The organism is Streptomyces sp. NPDC002467 (genome assembly GCF_042889825.1).
In the GTDB taxonomy this organism is placed as follows: Bacteria; Actinomycetota; Actinomycetes; order Streptomycetales; family Streptomycetaceae; genus Streptomyces.
Genome location: NZ_JBIARJ010000014.1, coordinates 24,218 through 40,427, shown reverse-complemented (window position 1 = coordinate 40,427; position 16,210 = coordinate 24,218). Strand labels below are relative to the sequence as shown.

Here is a 16,210-nt window from a genome sequence, read left to right as displayed (position 1 = left end):
GTGGTCGTCGGCCCCACCCTGGGCGTTGGGAAGCATCGCGATCGTAGGGGGCTGGAATGGCCAAGCGACGACGGCCGCAACCTAGGGACAACCAGGGACGCTTCACAACGACCGGCGTCCCACTATGGCTGGGCGTCCTCGTGGTGGTCGTGCTGGTGTACTCGTTCCTCCGCTAGCAACTGTGTTCCGAGGCAGCGCTTGAACGGTCCCCCTGCAAGCTGCGGCCCATTCGTGGACCTACGGGGCTGCGGACGCTGGTCCTAGGCTCCTGAACAGGTGATTTGCGTGAGACGCACGGGGCCTCCGGAGCCGTGTGCGCAGGTTCGAATCCTGCCGGGGGCACTCCAGCAGAGACAGTGCGATCACGCCACTGACCAGCTGAAGTGCCAAGCATGAAGGCCCGAACTCAGTCCCACTGAGTCCGGGCCTTTGTCGTTGTTACGCACTGGTCCCGTGTGAGGATCGTGTGGGCCACACGTCAGTCGGACGCATCCCTGATCACCCGTCGCGCCCGCTCGTAGTACTGCTCCCGAGTCCCGTCGAGGCCACTGACATCAGGGCGCGTCGTGAGATTCGACAGCGCTTCGGCCGTACCCCCCGCCCACTGCCCGTAGGCCTCGATGACGGGCAGGGCGTCGGCATGGTGTCGGCGGACTATGGCGGAGCATTGTTCTTCGTTCCCCCTCACCGAGCCCTGCTGTCAACTGCGGCAGGCCCGGCTCGGTCTGCCTGAAGGCCCCACCGTCAGGTCGGCGGTTTCTTGATGGACGCGTCACTGCCGGCCCAAAGGTAGATGCGGGTGGTGCCGGGCTGGAACTCGTGTGCGTAGATGTCCGTACAGAACTGGACTGCCTGGCCTTCGGGCGTCTTGGCGTCACCACGGCAGAGACCGCCGATGCGCATGCCATCGACAAATGTCTCGGGCTCGGGCAGGCCGAGGTGACTGAACCCGTCACTACGGGTGTACCCCGGCTCCTTGGGGTGGGCGTTGCGGACCAATTGCGTGCCCTCCGGCTGCAGCGGCTTGAGGAATCGGTCCGCCTCCACGGTCGTCACGGTGAACGCGAGCAGTGCGACGTCGTACTGAGCGTTCGTGTGAAGCCCGGCCCGCTGGTCGGTGGCCGTCTCCGGCACTTGGAACCCCATCGTCTTCGCCATCCACTCGGGCGTGACGTTCTGCTCCCAGCAGCACTTCTTCTGCTCGTCGGTGGGGTACCGCAACCCGTACATGACCATCAGGACCGTGCCGAGGACGCCGAGAACGCACAGGCCGGAGAACACCCAGGCACCGACGACGAGCCTTCGCCGCCAGGGCCGCTCTCCAATCCCGACCCCGGCCGGAACCTCAGGGTGGCTCATCGGTCGATATCCCCTCCGCCGTCCCGGGCATGGCGACCGGGATCACTGCGCTCGCCGGCGCGCCCGGGATCGTCCGGGACAGGCACGGCGGCGCCGCTGCCCAGTTCGTAGTGCTTGACCGAACTACTTCCGGCCATGTTGAACTCCTGGGCCAGGCCAATTTTGTGCTGCTGGCCCATTTCGCCGTCGGGTATCTCGAACTTCCCGATGTGCACGCCCTTGCCCTCGTCCCAGTTGTACCTGTCCCAGACGTTGACCTGGTAGTCGAGGCCAACCACCGGTTTGCCGTCCGCCCCCGGCACGACGGTCACCACCCCCGTCACGTTCGACCGGGTGCCACCGACCGCGTAGAACCAGTTCCGGTCCGCCGTCTCGGTGAAGTAGTAGTCCTCGTTGTGGGTCTCGACCGGTATCACGACGGCCCGGCCGCCGTTCCTCTCGTACTCCGCCAGCGCCTGCTCGCGCCATTCCGCCTCGTTGTTGAGGAGGTGGCGCCTGTCCACATGGCTCTGGAATCCGTCGTTGTCGGTGAGCATCTTGTCGACGGGGAGCTCCATGGGAGTGCCGGTGTTGTCCAGATAGTGCTTCATATGACGTGAGGCGTCGTTCAGGTCCCCGCCGTCGGCGAAGACGACGAGCGCCTGCATCTTCGACCTGGTGACCCAGTCATTCCATTCGATTCCCTCCGCCCCGTGCTTGCCGGATCCCCGGTCGGGCGCCACCTGCTTGACCGACGGGCTGAAGAGTCCGGCGGCAAGCAGGTCGCCCCTGTGGGCAGTCCACAGCTGCGCGCGGGCGTCAGAGCTGAGTGACTGCCACAGCCTTCGCAGTTCAGCCTGCTGGTCGGGCTTGGCGGTCTCGCCCAGTGCGGCCAGTTTCATGGCCCGCGGCAGCTGGTCCTGGTCGAGCGAGGTGTACTCGGCGTGCCCGGCGTTGTACGGGTCGGCGCCGTGGGAGGCACGCAGAGCCCGGGTAGCGGCCGCGTCCACCTCGGCCGCGTGGCTGACCAGGCTGGTGAGCGTGTCGGCGTACCAGCGGATCATGTCCTGAGTACGCTGGTTGGGACCCTTCGCATCACAGATGGACGATTCCACCCGCACCTTGCCACCGCCGCCGTCGGACACCAGCAGCCCGGGGTCCGGCTCGGGGTCGTGGGTCGGATCACCCTCCCTCGCCTCGTCGGCCAGGGCCTTCGCCTGCTTCTGGATCCGCGTCAGCTCCTCATGGGCGTCGGCGAGGACTGCCTGGATGCTTTGCGCCTCGCGCCGGAGGTCGTCCACCTCCTTCGCGGCGCTGCGGACGAACTCCCGGGTGACAGCGGCGTTGACCCCCTCCCAGCGGGCGGCCTCCGACTTCTTCACGAGGCCGTCGCGCACGGTGCCGTGCAGCTTCGCGAGTTCCTCCGCGGCCGTCTTCCACTCCGCCACGGACTCGTTCAGCCTGCCGAGGTCGAGCGTGATGAGGTCGGTCCAGGTGAAGGTCACTTCACGTACCCCTGTATCTCGGAGACCGACATGGCGGACCCGTCACGGTGGCGCATGCTGGCGGCGATGACCTCGTCGTTGTTCGCGTGCGCTTTCTTGGAGTAGTCGAGGTGATTGGAGATGTGCGCGTACATCTGCAGGACCGTCTTGACCTGCGAGTCCCACGTGGAGAGGGTCGCCGACAGCTCCGGGCCCATGGCCAGGTTCCGAATGGAGCATTCGGTCGCGGCCCGGCCGGTCGCCCCGGTGCCGGCGATGTCCGATTTCTTGCGCAGTTCACCGTGGACGACGAACGCCTCGTGTCCGACGGCACCCAGGTCGTCCTGGGTGACGACCAGATCGAACGAAGTACCGCCCGGTGTGGCGGCGCCCTGCTTGGCGGCCGCCCATTCCTCGTCGAACGTCATCGAAGCCCCCCTGGCGTACGAATCGGAAGCGATCACCCTAACAACCCCACCGGGAAGGGAAGTTCAGTGGGAGATCCAGCTCGGCCATGGCGGTGGGGGCACCGGGAGGTCGTCGCGGGCCCGGGGTCGGCGCTCACCTCGGGTGTCGGAAACCTCGATGCGGATTTCGCAGTTCAGCGGCCACGAGGAGCCGGAGCCTTGATCGGTCCCGAGGCGGGACATCGGCGTCGAGGTGGCGCGGGGGCCGGGGAGCAGGCGGTTCCGGTGGTCTGTACGAGGTAGGTGGGGTGGGGTCTGTGGGATTGGGGGGTGGGTGGGGGTAGGGCGGCTGCGTAGGTTGGTTGGTGAGGCCACCTTGTGCTGCTGACCAGGCACTTCGTGGCGTGCTCTGACAATGAGGATGGGGCGACGCGGATGCGTGAGCTGGTGGACACGGCGCGGCAGTGGGTGGCTGAGGGGCGGGTGGCGTACCTGGCGCGGCCCGTCACCGAGCAGGGGTTCGGACCGCGGGATCCGGGTGGGGCCGTGCTCGTCGATGCCCGGGGGGAGTGTTTCGGCGGGCTGTACCACGGGGTTTTCGACGCCGAGCTCGTGGCCGAGGCCTCGGCCATGGGGGCCGGGGTGACGGCGCGGGTGTGCGAGGTGTCCGTGCGCCGGGCCGAGGCCGAGGAGGCGAAGCTGACCTGCGGCGGGCAGGCCGAGGTGCTGTTGCAGCCCTTGAGCGCCGTTCCGGGGGAATGGTGGGAGCTGCTCGGGGAGGGGGTCGGGGTCGCTCTGGTGACCCGACTGAACGAGGACGCCGATCAGGCCGTGAGTGAGGTCGTCCGGGCCGATGGGGCGGCGGTCGACGATGCGGCGCGGCGGGCCGGGGAGCTGCTCGCCACTCGGCGGGCCGGGCGGGACGCGTTGTACGGGGAGAACGGGCTGGTGCTGGTCGAGGCGTACCCGTCGGCTCCGTACGTGGTCATCGGGGGCGGGGGTGAGTTGGCCGGGATCATCGAGCGGCAGGCGCTGCTGCTGGGGTGGGAAGCCGTGCTCGTCGAACACGCGGCCGAGGCCAAGAAGGTGATCGCGGCGCGGCGGGACGCGGCGTGCGTGGTCATGCTGAGCCACGACGAGGCGTTCGACGTGCCGACGCTGCGGTTCGCGCTGGCCGAGGGGGTTCCGTACATCGGGGCGCTCGGGTCGCGGCGTACGGCGACGCGGCGGCGGGAGGGCTTGATCGCCGCCGGGGTGACCGAGGCCCAGCTGGGGCTGGTCCACGGGCCGATCGGGCTGGACCTGGGCGCGCGGACGCCGGCCGAGACGGCGCTGGCGATCTGTGCGGAGATCCTCGGGGTGCTCGGGGCCCGGATCGGGGCCGGTGCGCTGCGGGACACCGTGGGGCCCATCAATCCCTGACCCGGAGTGCCTAACGGAGCGCGTACCGAAGTGCGCATGTTGGTGGGATGTGCGGGAAAATGGGTCATATGGACATGATCCTGAGCGTGGACGCGGTTCTCACCCACATCGCGTGGTTCGCGGTCGTCGGCGTGCTCGTCGTCGCCATGCTGCTCGGCGGGTTCAAGCTGGGCCAGCGGGTACGGGCCAAGGAGCCGCCGCCGCCCTCCCCCGAGGAGCAACCCCACCTGCCGAACGGCGGGGCGGTCTACGAGGTCCGCGAGGAGCGGGACCCCGTGGAGATCCCCAACGGTGGGCTGAGGCCCCATGAGATGCAGGGGTACGGGAACTTCGGCTCCACCACCTCCAGCCATCCGGACGAGGTCAGGAAGGAACGGGAGTCCGGGTACGAGCACGTCGAGGGGCCCGGCCCGCACCCGCAGCCGGGGGCTCCGCCGGATGCCGGGCGTGGTGCCCATGCCTGATCGTCGATGATCGCCGGTCATCGCTTCCTCTGACCCGCGCCGTCGGTGCGGGTCAGAGGTCTGTTCGGAGGCGGAGCACCTCCGGGGGCGGGTGGCGGGCGGAGGCGGCCCGGACCTCGGCCGTGAGGGGCGGGTCCAGGGGGCGGTACAGGACCTCGCCCAAGCCGATCGCCGTGACCGTGGGGGGCGGGTCGGCGGATCGGGGGCGGGTGGTCAGTTCCTGCGCCAGGTCGGCTCGGAGCGTCGAGGTCAGGGGGCTGGAGACCAGGGGGGTCCCGTCGCCGACCGGGAGGACGAGTACCAACGCGCGCGGGCTCCGGGCCGTGCCCGTGTAGCCGACCACCGCCGCGTCGTGGACGTCCGTGTGCCGCAGTTTGCGCCAGCCGCGCCGCCCGGCCGGGTAGGGCTGGTCCAGGCGTTTGACGACCAGGCCCTCGATGCCGCTGGCGGGGAGGGTCTCGTACCAGGTGGCGGCCAGTTCCGGGTCCGTGGTCATGGGGACCGGCTGGAGGGGCGGGCCCAGCGGCAGGAGCAGGTCCACGAGGAGTGCACGGCGGCGCTCGTACGGGCTGGGCCGCAGGTCGAGGCCGTCCAGTTCAAGGACGTCTAAGGCGGCGTACGAGGCCGGCAGGCTCTGGGCGAGCACGGCCGCGCGGGCCGCCGTGGCCGCCGCGCGCCGCTGGACCAGGGCGAAGTTCGTACGACCCCCGTGCCAGACCACCACCTCGCCGTCCAGGACCGTCCCGGCGGGCAGTCGGAGGGCGGCCGCGACCAGGTCCGGGAAGGCTGTGGTCACGATGCGGCCCGAGCGGGCCTGGAGCGTGACGTCGTCCTCCGTGCGCACGACGAGGAGGCGGTGGCCGTCGTTCTCCAGACTTCGATGTGTCTCATGAGACGCATCGAAGTTCTCTTTTCGGCACTGCTGAAAGGCGCTGGACGCCGCTACTACGTTTCGTGTCAACGCAGAGTTACACCCGGTGGCTGTATGCGTCCTGTGGCGTGATCGGCCAGTGTGGCGCGAAAGCCGGTGGGCCCGGTGCAGTGGCCATGCCTATGATCACGAGAAGTTTCGGCGGAAGGTGCATCATGGGGGATTTCGACCGGGAATGGGGCCAGTCACGCGCTGACGCGTCGGGTCAGGTCGACATGCGCTTGAACGGTACGGGCGCTCCCGCAGGACCGCTCGCACCTGGGGGATCGGGGACGTTCGGGTCCACACCGGCGGAGAAGAACGCGGCCGCGAACACGATCGAAAATGAGCTTGAGGACAAGACGAAGACGGCCACGGAGCACGCTGACGAGGCGACCAACACCGCGGTCAAGGGCTTCGACGGGTGGGACACCGCAGCGGGCCTGAAGAAGCTCGCGGATACCTGGGACAAGCAGGTAAAGGTCCTGATGGGGCGCCTCGGGGCCGAGAAGATTCAGTTGCGTGGGGCATACGGTCTCATCGTGCGCAATGACATCGGTCTGGGTGACCAGTTCCGGCCGATCGGCCAGTCGAAACTTCACGGGGTGTAGGGGTCGCGGGTGCTGACGTACTACGAAGTGATGACGACGGATCTGGGCCTGCTGACGGCTGCGGCCGACAAGTGGGAATCCATGGCCGGTGAGATCAAGAAGGTCGAAGACCGGTACGGCGACAGCGTCCAGAAGATCACCATGGGCCAGAACTGGACCGGCATCAGCGCCGGCGTCGCCCACACCAACTTCGCAGCCACCCGGTACGAGTACTCCGCGGCACAGATCCAGGCCAAGGCCATAGCCGGGCTGCTGCGAGACGCGCACGGTCAGTTCACCGACCTGAAGAACAGACTTGAGACCGCACGGGACAAGGCGATAGCCGCGGGCATGATCGTCTCCGAACAGGGGAACGTCGCCTTCGACCACGCCAAGCTCACCCCGTCCGAGCGAAGCGCCTACCAGCACGATCCGGACGGCAAGGCCGAGCTACAGAAGGCCGTCACACAGTGGCAGCAGCACCTCGACGACTGCGTGAAGGCCGTCTCGGAAGCCGACCAGGGCGTCAAGATCGCGCTCGACGCGGTGGGTGTCGACAGCAACAAGGACGCCTTCGGCAAGGGCAACGACGAGACGTACAACGGCTTCAACGCCGGCGCGCAGAACGACATCGAGGTCTACGAGGCCCGCAACGCCGAGGACATCGCCACCCGCATCAACAGCGGTGGGAACGTCTCGGCCGCCGACTACGCCGAGCTCGACCGCTCCTTCCGCGACAACGCCGGGAACAGAGCGTTCAGCCAGACCTTCCTCTCGGGCATCGGACCCGGCGGCACCATCACGCTGACGGACAAGCTCAACGACCGGGCACTTCACTCGGACAAGAAGAACAGCGACCGGTACCAGAACCTCCAGAAGGGCCTCGCCAATACGCTGGCGGGTGCCACTGAGGTCCCAGGGAAGGTCTCCGACGCCCCGCCCGGGTCCAAGAACTTCAAGGAGTGGCTGGCCGGCTCCGACGGCAAGTTCTACCGGGAGTTCACCGACGGCCTGGACAAGGCTGGCGTCGCGGCGACCGGGGAGAAGTACAACCCGCTCTACGGCTACCAGTCGTTCGTCAATCTGATGCAGCACGCCGACACCGCGTTCGACGACCAGTTCCTGTATGACCTCGGCGACGACCTCATATCTGCCGAGAAGAACCATCCCGGCATGTTCATCCAGTATGGAGCCGGTCACGACGGCATCGAGACGGATGCCATCGACAGGCTCCTCGGTGTCATGAGCAAGAACCCCGACGCGGCGACGGCATTCTTCGACGCGAAGGGCAACGGCCCGGACGGTGACAAGGTCACCAACGATCATCTGCACTACCTGGCAGGCAGTGGCAACGGAACCCGCGAGTGGCCCCACAATGAGGTACTCGGCTATCAGGTCACAACGCTGGACCATCCGACCAGCCGCGTCGGTCTCGGCTTGGCCTTGGAGGCTGCTGCCACAGGTCACACTCCGCTCGGCCCGAAGCAGGACCCCTGGCCAGAGATGCCGCACACCGACGCCCAGGCACGCGTCATGCACGACGTCATCGGCGAGCTCGGCCCCTCTCAGACGATTCACAAGAACGTGAGCGAACCCTTGGCCCGGGCTCTGAGCTCGTACGCGGCGGATACCCACGAAATCCTGGCCGGCTTGGACTCCCGCTACATCGCCGCGGATGGGACTGGCTACTTCCAGGCCGGCGGTACAACCCACATGTCGGCGTCGCAGAAGGACCTGGTGCAGTTCATGCGCGGCCTCTCGGACGATCCCGAAGCGTACGCCACACTCCACAAGGCGGAGTCGCGGTACATCGATCTGGAAATGGGACGGATTCCGAACGGTGCCCTCGGCCCCGATCAGTCCAACCCCCTGAGCAAGGCTGGAGCGGCGTTGGGGGCGTTCAGCTCCATCCGGGAGGACGTCATCAACGACGGCCGCATGGCCGCGTACAGCGAAGCGGACTGGAAGTCGAAGATCGCCTATCACGTGATCGGCGGCGCTGTGACACCCCTGTACTTCACGACGGCGGGCGGCATGACCCTTGCTCTCGGCGACTCGCAGCAGCGCGGGGTCGACGTCTGGGCATGGGTCATGGGCAACGACATGAAGGCGGAGGCAGACACGAAGGCGAACGGGGAAGTCGCCGATAAGTACCTCAGCGTCAACAAGCAGGTACCGATCATGGTCGGCGAGTGGGCCAAGGACCGACCGGAGCTGAGTGGCAATGCGGTGCAGCAGCTCAGCGACGTCATCCTCCATGGCCACGACCGCGGCGTGAACACAGCCCAGAAGTATCTGACGGACACAACCAACTAGCTGTGCCGGCACGGCATATGAGGAACACCATGCCTGAGACAGTCGTTCGCGGCCGCCCCGCCACCATGGCGTTCGTCGTGCTGGGAGTATGCCTGGCCCTGGTGGGTGGCATCGCCGTATGGCTGCTGATCGGTCGGGACACGGCCGTGCCGTGCAACGGGTTGCTGAAGGACAAGCGAGTCCGGCAATCTCTGGGCAGCGCCCTCACACCGAGCCCGAGCTGCGCAGGGCTGGGCGAGGCCATCCAGAGGGCCACCGTGGGCGAAGTGCCTGGACGGCACTCCTTGGCTCAGGCCCAAACCATGAAGTCCGTCCTGCTCGCGCTGGGATTCCCCGATGGTAAGTCTCTCCGGCTCGACCCGGCGCTGCGCCGGCCGTTGGCGACCGCGCTTGCGGACTACGCGGCGGACACCCACACCATGCTCCACTCGCTCGACGGCGAGTACGCCATGAAGGACGGCACAGAGGCAGCACCCTGGGAATCACCCGACGGCTTCCGCCTGGCGGTGTACCAGTCGACGCTCCAGCACGTTCTGCGCGCCGTGTCCGAGGACCCAGCAGCATACGCAACTCTGCGTATCGCGGAGACCCGGTACGCCGCACAGGAACTCGCTGCTGTGCCGGGCGGCGCCACAGGCGCCAACTTCTCGATGCCCGCAGTCCGCAACTCCAAAGCGCTCGGTACGTTCGACGCGATCGCATCTGCGGTGACTCGCGACATCGGAAAGAACAAGAGCCAGTGGGAGTCTGCGGTCAGCAGCCATCTGGTGGCCACACCCCCCTCCACCGCAGCCAGTCATGATTCAGCGGCCATCACCGCTGAGTGGCTAAACGGTCTGAGGACAGCGCCGGAGCAGGAGCGGATGGCCCGGCTCCGCACCCAGGCAGTGGATATGACCCGCACTTGGGCCCAGGAACGAAACGTCGATGCCGCACCGCTGACGGCCCTGCTCACCCAAGTGGAAGAGCGCGGCGGCAGCGCGTACCGGGACGCTTTGAACGAGCTGACCGGGTCATGACGGGGGGAGACCACCCGCGAGCGACACGGGTGAAGTCGTTCATCGTGCTCGGGCTATGTCTGGCTCTGCTGGGAGGCGTTGGGGCATGGCTGCTGCTCAGCAGGGAAACCGCTGAACCGTGCAATGGCCTGGCCGGGGACGAACGTGTGCAGAAGTCATTGGGCGCGGCAGTCCACCCGGGCATGAACTGCGCAGCTCTTGCCCAGGCCATCGTGAAGGCGTCGGCCGGGGACGCTCCCGGCCGTCACACCCAGGCTCAGGCCCAGGCGCTGAAGGACGTGCTCGTCGCCCTCGGATCCGGAGAACCAGCGGAACTCACCCTGGATCCCGCACTGCGTATCCCCCTTGCCACCGCCCTGGCCGACTACGCACCCGATCTGCACGAGATGCTCGGCGGTATTGGCATCACCGACTTCCTGGCCAAGGCCGCACCCCAGGCCCCGCCGTGGCAGTCCGACGGCACCCACCACCTCACCGTCCTCGCCGACACCCTCAGGAGGGTCGTCCGCGCTGTAACGCAGGATCCCGAGGCCTACGCATTGCTGCGCATGACGGAGACCCGGACCACGGCTCAGAGGCTCGCGGCGGTCCCCGCCGACGCCACGGACCACAGCCTCAGCGTTCCCCCGACGGAGAGCGCGCGAGCACTCGGCATCCTCGACGGCATCGCCGACGCGGTCGCTCACGGCAAGGACAAGGGGCAGGCGCGGGCGTGGCGCACGGCTGTCCTGGACACCCTGTTGGACGGACAGGCCTCCTCGAAGAGTGATCAGGATCCCCAGGCCGCCCATCTCACCGCGGCATGGCTCCAGAACCTGAAGACCGCCTCCGCGGAGGAGCCCTTCGACCTGCTGCGTACGCAAGGTGTCGATATGGCCCGCACGTGGGCCCAGCAGCGCAAGATGGATGAACAGACCCAGCAGGGACTGCTCGCCAATGTCGAACGCAGCGCACTCAGCGCGTACCACGAGATCAAGCCCTGACATGTCGCGCGTCAACCAGGCGGCATGGCGCAGGGCGACGCCGAACGACGCTGTGTGCGTCTTGAGCGGATGATGTTCCCGTGCGGGGCGCTCTTCGGTTGGAGAACGCGCTACCTCATCCCTCGAACCGGACACGCACGAACTTCGCCGTCTCGTGGCGACCGGCCGTCTCCCGTACTTCAACCAGGACAGGCTCGACGACTGGGGTCATGAGGCCGTGGTCGGGATGTTCGGTCCGCTCACCCAGGAGACCACGTACGGATTCGCCGACCTCCCGAGCCTGCATTCCCGTCAGGCGCGGCGATGTCTTCACGGTTCGGCCGTCGGGAAACTCCACGAGGAGAGCGTGCGGTCGCTGTTCCGGGCCGAACACGCCGAGGAGTCTGCCGTCTCGGGTATCGGAGTGCCTGATCTTCCTCCAGGCCCATGTTTCCCCCGGCAGATAGGTCGAACGGAGCGACTTCGCCACGATCCCTTCGACGCCCACAGCCCTCATCTCGCGAAACCAGAGGTACGCGATTCCCTCGTCCAGCGTGGCCAGCACACGCTGAAGGGGCGGCTCGGCATCGCCCAAAGCCGCACCGAGGAGCTCCCACCGCTCCGACAGAGGCAGGCCCCTGACGTCAGTTCCTGGGATGGCGAGGATGTCGAAGGCGATGTAGTAGACCGGAATTCCTGACCGTTCGCGATCTGCCCGGGATCGAAGCAGATCAGTGAAGTTCAGTCGCCCGTCGCGGTAGGCGCAGAGCTCGCCGTCCAGGACGATTCCGGGCGGTAGATTCTGTTGCAGGTAGGCGGAAACCTCCGAGAACTCTCCGGTGAGGTCCCTCCCGGATCGTGACTGCAAGAACACTCTTCCGCCCTCCAAGATGAAGGCGAGTGAGCGAAACCCATCCAGCTTGAGGGAGTACTGAAACCCCCCAGGCATGCTGTCCTGCTCGGGGATCTCATCAGCCGGGCGCGGGCGCATGACTTCGAGGGGCGGTTGGAGGACCACGTTCGGCGAACTCTCATCCATTCCGCCAGGGTCTGCCGGCCCGGTCTTCGGGACGGTGGGGCTCGCTGGTCCGGCTGGCCTGTCACCGGAACAGCCTCGCGCGCGGGCTCGAAGGTCACTCACGGATGGTGTGAGCACGGTCGAGTGGGATGACGACGGGCTCGGAGAGGCACCCGGATGAGACATCTCAAAGTGTCTGGAGAACCGTCGAACTTCGGCTCGTACGTCAGTCCGGCCCCGCGCGGCAGTGTCCGTACGGCAGCGGCCGGCGCGACGCGGATCACGGCAGTCGCCCTGCCAGGTCGGGATCGAGGAGAGGGGCGAAGAGGTCACCGTCGCGGGCGAGCCGCGGTCCGATGTCGTCGGCGAGGAAGAGCAGGTCGGCGGGGGTGCGGCAGGCCTGGACCTCCTTCCAGGAGACGGGTGCGGAGACGGTCGGCAGTCTCCTGGCGCGCAGGGTGTAGGGGGCCGCGGTGGTCTTGGCGGCGGCGTTCTGGCTGTGGTCGACGAAGACCTTCCCGGGGCGCAGGGCCTTCGCCATGCGGTGGACGATCAGGGCGGGGAGCGCGCGTTCGGCCTCCTGGGCGAGTGCCTTGGCGTACGCGGAGACCTGCGCGGACGGGGTCGGTTCCAGGGGGACGGAGAGGTGCAGGCCCTTGGAGCCCGAGGTTTTGGCGTAGGCGCTCAGGCCGTCGGCGGCGAGCCGGTCGCGCAGCCAGAGGGCGGCGGCGCAGCACTCGACTACGGAGGCGGGCGGGCCCGGGTCGAGGTCGAGGATCAGGCGGTCGGCGACGGCGGGGCTGCCGGCGGGCCACTGGGGGGTGTGGAACTCGACGACCAGGTTCGCGGCCCACATGAGGGAAGGCATGTCGGCGACGACGACCTGTTCGGCGGACGGCTCGTCGGAGCGGGGCACGGGGGTGGTCCTCACCCAGTCGGGCGTGCCGGGCGGCGGGTTCTTGGTGAAGAAGAGCTGGCCGTCCGGGCCGTCCGGGTAGCGCAGGAAGGAGACCGGGCGGTTGTCGACGTGGGCCAGGAAGGGGGAGGCGACGGTGGCGTAGTAGTGCAGCACCTCGCCCTTCGTGAAGCCGGTCTCGGGGTAGATGACCTTGTCGAGATTGCTGAGCGTGATGCGACGGCCCTCCACCAATGTGATCGGCGTCATACGATGAGACTGCCACGAAATCGGACGAAGCGGGCGAGCGATGCGATCCATTTGGAACGGGGCGATCTCCTTCGGCTTGGTCAGCATTCCGATCAAGCTCGTGAACGCCACTGAGAGCCACTCGATCTCCTTCCGCCAGATCCACCTCGCCGACGGGGGTCGTGTCCGGTACCGCAAGGTGTGCGAACTGGACGGGGAGGAAGTGCCGGCCGCCGAGATCGGCAAGGGGTACGAGGAGGCCGACGGGTCGATCGTCCCGATCACGGAGGAGGACCTGGCGCAGCTGCCGCTGGCCACCGCCCGGACCATCGAGATCATGTCGTTCGTCCCGGCCGAGGAGATCGATCCGCTCCAGATGGACGCGGCGTACTACCTGGCGGCGAACGGGGCGACGGCGGCGAAGCCGTACACGCTGCTGCGGGAGGCGTTGAAGCGGAGCCGGAAGGTCGCGATCGCCAAGTACGCGCTGCGGGGGCGCGAGCGGTTGGGGATGCTGCGGGTCGTCGGTGACGTGATCGCGATGCACGGGCTGCTGTGGCCGGACGAGATCCGGGAGCCGGAGGGGGTGGCTCCGGAAGCCTCGGTTTCGGTACGGGACGCCGAACTCGACCTGGCGGACGCCCTGATGGCCACGTTGGGGGACGTGGAGCTGAGCTCACTGAAGGACGAGTACCGGGAGGCCGTGGAGGAGCTGATCACGGCGAAGGCGGGCGGGGCGTTCGAGCCGTCGTCGGAGGCGGTGGTGGAGCCGGCCGGCGGGCAGGTGATCGACCTGATGGCGGCGTTGGAGCGGAGTGTTCGGGCGGCGAAGGCGTCTCGGGGGGAGGGCGGGGGCGACTCCGGCGCTGCCGGTGCGTCCGGCGAGGAGGCGGCGGAGGCCGAGGTCACCCCGATTCGGCGGAAGCGGGCGGCGTCGGCTGCGGCTGCGCCGAAGGCGGTCGGGGGGAAGAAGTCGACGGCGGCTTCGGCCAAGAAGACTGCGGCGGCCTCCAAGAAGACGGCGGCGGCGACCAAGTCCACGTCCAAGTCGACGTCGAAGTCGACGACCGCGGGCAAGGCGGGGGGTACGAAGTCCACTTCGGCCGCTGCGAAGAAGACGGCGGCCGGTTCGAAGAAGGCTGCCACGCCGCGGAAGCGGACCTCTGCCTGAGTGTGCGTGGTGGGTGGGTTGGTGGGTGGGGCGGGTGCAGGTGTGGGTGGGGGGGCGTGGCCCGCGGCGCTGTCCCCCACCCCGCCCCTTCCCGAAACCGGGCTCCGCCCGGACCCGCGCCTCAAACGCCGGCGAGGCTGGAGAGAACCCCGGGGCTCCGCCCCGGACCCCGGTCCTCAAACGCCGGACGGGCTGAAGGTGTCGCCTGTGGGGTTGAAGTAGGTCCTCGTGTCCCGGGCCAGGGCGAACAGGGCTTCCACGTCACCGGGTTTGAGGGTGGTCGGGGCCGTCGTGAGAGCGGACAGGGCGGTCAGGGGTTGGAGGACGCGGATGTCCCGGACCGTGGGGGCCACGTCCACACGGGAGGCGTCCACCACCGCCAGGGCCGGGATGACCTCGGCCTCCAGGGCTCGGCCGGCCCGGGCCGCCGCGCGGCGGAGCCAGCGGGGGTCCGGGCGGGGTTCGGCGCGGCCCACCGTGAGCAGGAGGTCGCCGACGGCGGCCCGCTGGCGGCGGCCCGGGGCCGTGCGGACGCAGAAGATCCCCGCCGGGCCGATGAGCAGGTGGTCGATGCGGCCCAGGCCCGGGAGCGGGACGCAGTGCAGGGTGCGCCAGCCGTCCGGCTCCAGGGCGTCGAGTACGTCGCCCATCCGCTGCTGGGCCGCCAGGTCCTGGCGGAGGCGGTGGCGGGCCCGGGTGCCCGCGGGGCCGTGTTCCAGTTCGCCGAGCAGGGTCTCCCCCGGCCGGTTCGGCGCCAGGTCCGCGTCCGGCGGGAGCGCCAGGCGTCGCAGGTCGGCGGCGGTGGGGACCGGGGGCGGGCCTATGGAGACCGTCCCGCTCAGATAGGGGCGCAGGGCCGCGAGTATCGCTTCCCGGTGGTCGTCCGCCAGGACGCTGATGCGGTTCGCCTGGCGGTCGTACCAGGCCACCGCCTGCCCGTCGGGCCGGTTGACGTACAGCCGCCCACGGCCCGCGCGGCTGGCTGACGGCATTACTTTGAGAGCCGACATCGAGCTCACCCCCCACCGTCCATGGGAGCAGCCCCGGCCCCGCACGGCAATCCCCCGGATGTGTAACGACTCCGACGGGACGTTGCGGCTCCGCTGTTACACGAACGGGGCTCCGCCGCAACGGCGGGCCCCTACGTTGGTCCCGCCTGGACCCGCCAGGCCCTGACCAGCATCGGAGGACTCCCCGTGAGCATCGTCCGCCGTCGCACCCTCGTTCGCGCCGCCGCCGTGACCGCCTGCGCCGGAAGCCTGCTGGCCGTACCCACCGCCGCCGCGCTCGCCGAGGGGCTGCCCGCGGCCTCCTCCGCGCACTCCCCCGCCCCGCAGCGGACCCTCGTCAAGACACTCGCCCTCGCGGACGGGGTGTCCACGGCGAACGTCTACCGGGTCTCGAAGGGCGTCTACCAGGCCGAGATCCTGGGCGCCGACGGGCACCGCACCACCACTCTGACCAGCGACGGCGGCTCCACCGGCGGTGCCGGTGCACTGCATGCCGCGCTGGACTCCGACGGACGGCTCACCTCCTGGGCCGGGAACGTCACCGACCCGCGGGGCGGTCACGTCATCGCCGGCGACGGCCACAAGACCGGCACCCGCAGCGGGCACTCCGTCCCCGTGGCGGCGTCCGGCAAGGCGGGTACCGTGCAGCGGCTCGGCAACCTGGCCGACGGGCCCGGCGAGGGCGTGCTGCTGCTCGCCGCGGGCGGCGGCATCGCGGCCATCGGCGCGGCCGGGCTCGGTTTCGCGATGCTGCGGCGCGGTCGGACCAACGGCTGACGGTCCGGTTGGGTGACTGGTTGGGTGACCGGTTGGGTGACCTGTTGAGCGGGCGGTTGAGCGATCGTTCGGGGAGTGGCCGTGGAGGGGCGGGCCGCGGGGCGTGCCGGATACGGGGCGGACACGGACCGGCCACGGATCATTGACGCGCGTCAACGCCGTGGGCAAACAGGCTGGG

General features: G+C 68.7%; 14 protein-coding genes and 1 pseudogene. 8 read left to right on the top strand and 7 right to left on the bottom strand.

Annotated elements, in window-relative coordinates:
* Positions 1 to 744: 744 nt before the first annotated feature.
* The 3 genes from ACFYYJ_RS26670 to ACFYYJ_RS26660 are packed head-to-tail and all read right to left on the bottom strand — an operon-like array spanning position 745 to position 3,250.
* Positions 745 to 1,359, bottom strand: coding sequence for a hypothetical protein (locus tag ACFYYJ_RS26670; RefSeq protein ID WP_385364477.1), 615 nt, complete (start codon positions 1,357 to 1,359; stop codon positions 745 to 747).
* Positions 1,356 to 2,843, bottom strand: a complete 1,488-nt coding sequence (locus tag ACFYYJ_RS26665; RefSeq protein ID WP_389136073.1) for a hypothetical protein — start codon at positions 2,841 to 2,843, stop codon at positions 1,356 to 1,358. The genes ACFYYJ_RS26670 and ACFYYJ_RS26665 overlap by 4 nt, the downstream gene beginning before the upstream one ends.
* Positions 2,840 to 3,250, bottom strand: a complete 411-nt coding sequence (locus ACFYYJ_RS26660) for a hypothetical protein (RefSeq protein WP_385364480.1) — start codon at positions 3,248 to 3,250, stop codon at positions 2,840 to 2,842. Before ACFYYJ_RS26660 ends, ACFYYJ_RS26665 begins: the two co-directional genes overlap by 4 nt.
* 414 nt (positions 3,251 to 3,664) lie before the next feature.
* On the opposite strand from ACFYYJ_RS26660, the gene ACFYYJ_RS26655 reads away from it, so the two are divergent.
* The gene (locus tag ACFYYJ_RS26655; RefSeq protein WP_385364482.1) at positions 3,665 to 4,651 is read left to right on the top strand and encodes an XdhC family protein; all 987 of its coding nucleotides are present in this window, start codon (positions 3,665 to 3,667) and stop codon (positions 4,649 to 4,651) included.
* Positions 4,652 to 4,719: 68 nt separating this feature from the next.
* Entirely contained in the window at positions 4,720 to 5,115 is a 396-nt protein-coding gene (locus tag ACFYYJ_RS26650; RefSeq protein ID WP_385364484.1) for a DUF6479 family protein, read from the top strand.
* 52 nt (positions 5,116 to 5,167) lie between these two features.
* Here the strand turns inward: ACFYYJ_RS26650 and ACFYYJ_RS26645 are convergent.
* Positions 5,168 to 5,980, bottom strand: a pseudogene (locus ACFYYJ_RS26645) (ATP-dependent DNA ligase); the annotation flags it as partial.
* Positions 5,981 to 6,201: 221 nt separating this feature from the next.
* Here ACFYYJ_RS26645 and ACFYYJ_RS26640 point away from each other — a divergent pair.
* The 4 genes from ACFYYJ_RS26640 to ACFYYJ_RS26625 all read left to right on the top strand — a co-directional run bounded on the left by ACFYYJ_RS26640 (position 6,202) and on the right by ACFYYJ_RS26625 (position 10,933).
* Positions 6,202 to 6,636: a hypothetical protein gene (locus tag ACFYYJ_RS26640; protein WP_389136069.1), complete on the top strand. Its 435-nt coding sequence runs from the start codon at positions 6,202 to 6,204 to the stop codon at positions 6,634 to 6,636.
* A 9-nt stretch (positions 6,637 to 6,645) separates the two neighbouring features.
* Positions 6,646 to 8,931: a hypothetical protein gene (locus ACFYYJ_RS26635; protein WP_389136066.1), complete on the top strand. Its 2,286-nt coding sequence runs from the start codon at positions 6,646 to 6,648 to the stop codon at positions 8,929 to 8,931.
* A gap of 29 nt (positions 8,932 to 8,960) precedes the next feature.
* The gene (locus tag ACFYYJ_RS26630) at positions 8,961 to 9,950 is read left to right on the top strand and encodes a hypothetical protein (protein WP_385364492.1); all 990 of its coding nucleotides are present in this window, start codon (positions 8,961 to 8,963) and stop codon (positions 9,948 to 9,950) included.
* 146 nt (positions 9,951 to 10,096) lie between these two features.
* Positions 10,097 to 10,933 carry a hypothetical protein gene (locus ACFYYJ_RS26625; protein ID WP_389136063.1) on the top strand — a complete coding sequence of 279 codons (837 nt, stop codon included), beginning with the start codon at positions 10,097 to 10,099 and terminating at the stop codon, positions 10,931 to 10,933.
* Between the two features lie 115 nt (positions 10,934 to 11,048).
* Here ACFYYJ_RS26625 and ACFYYJ_RS26620 read toward each other — a convergent pair whose 3' ends face one another.
* Together ACFYYJ_RS26620 and ligD are read right to left on the bottom strand one after the other, a co-directional pair.
* Positions 11,049 to 11,951 carry a DNA ligase gene (locus ACFYYJ_RS26620; protein ID WP_389136061.1) on the bottom strand — a complete coding sequence of 301 codons (903 nt, stop codon included), beginning with the start codon at positions 11,949 to 11,951 and terminating at the stop codon, positions 11,049 to 11,051.
* Positions 11,952 to 12,210: 259 nt separating this feature from the next.
* Positions 12,211 to 13,095 carry a non-homologous end-joining DNA ligase gene (gene ligD, locus ACFYYJ_RS26615; protein ID WP_389136058.1) on the bottom strand — a complete coding sequence of 295 codons (885 nt, stop codon included), beginning with the start codon at positions 13,093 to 13,095 and terminating at the stop codon, positions 12,211 to 12,213.
* 40 nt (positions 13,096 to 13,135) lie between these two features.
* Between ligD and ACFYYJ_RS26610 the strand changes: the two genes are divergently transcribed.
* Complete coding sequence (locus ACFYYJ_RS26610; protein ID WP_389136055.1) at positions 13,136 to 14,245, top strand: Ku protein; 1,110 nt, start codon at positions 13,136 to 13,138, stop codon at positions 14,243 to 14,245.
* 176 nt (positions 14,246 to 14,421) lie between these two features.
* Here the strand turns inward: ACFYYJ_RS26610 and ACFYYJ_RS26605 are convergent, their stop codons facing one another.
* Positions 14,422 to 15,237, bottom strand: coding sequence for a nuclease-related domain-containing protein (locus ACFYYJ_RS26605; protein ID WP_389136052.1), 816 nt, complete (start codon positions 15,235 to 15,237; stop codon positions 14,422 to 14,424).
* A 204-nt stretch (positions 15,238 to 15,441) separates the two neighbouring features.
* Here ACFYYJ_RS26605 and ACFYYJ_RS26600 point away from each other — a divergent pair, with 204 nt between their 5' ends.
* A complete protein-coding gene (locus ACFYYJ_RS26600; RefSeq protein ID WP_389136050.1) occupies positions 15,442 to 16,032 on the top strand; it encodes a hypothetical protein in 591 nt (196 codons plus the stop codon).
* Positions 16,033 to 16,210 lie beyond the last annotated feature (178 nt).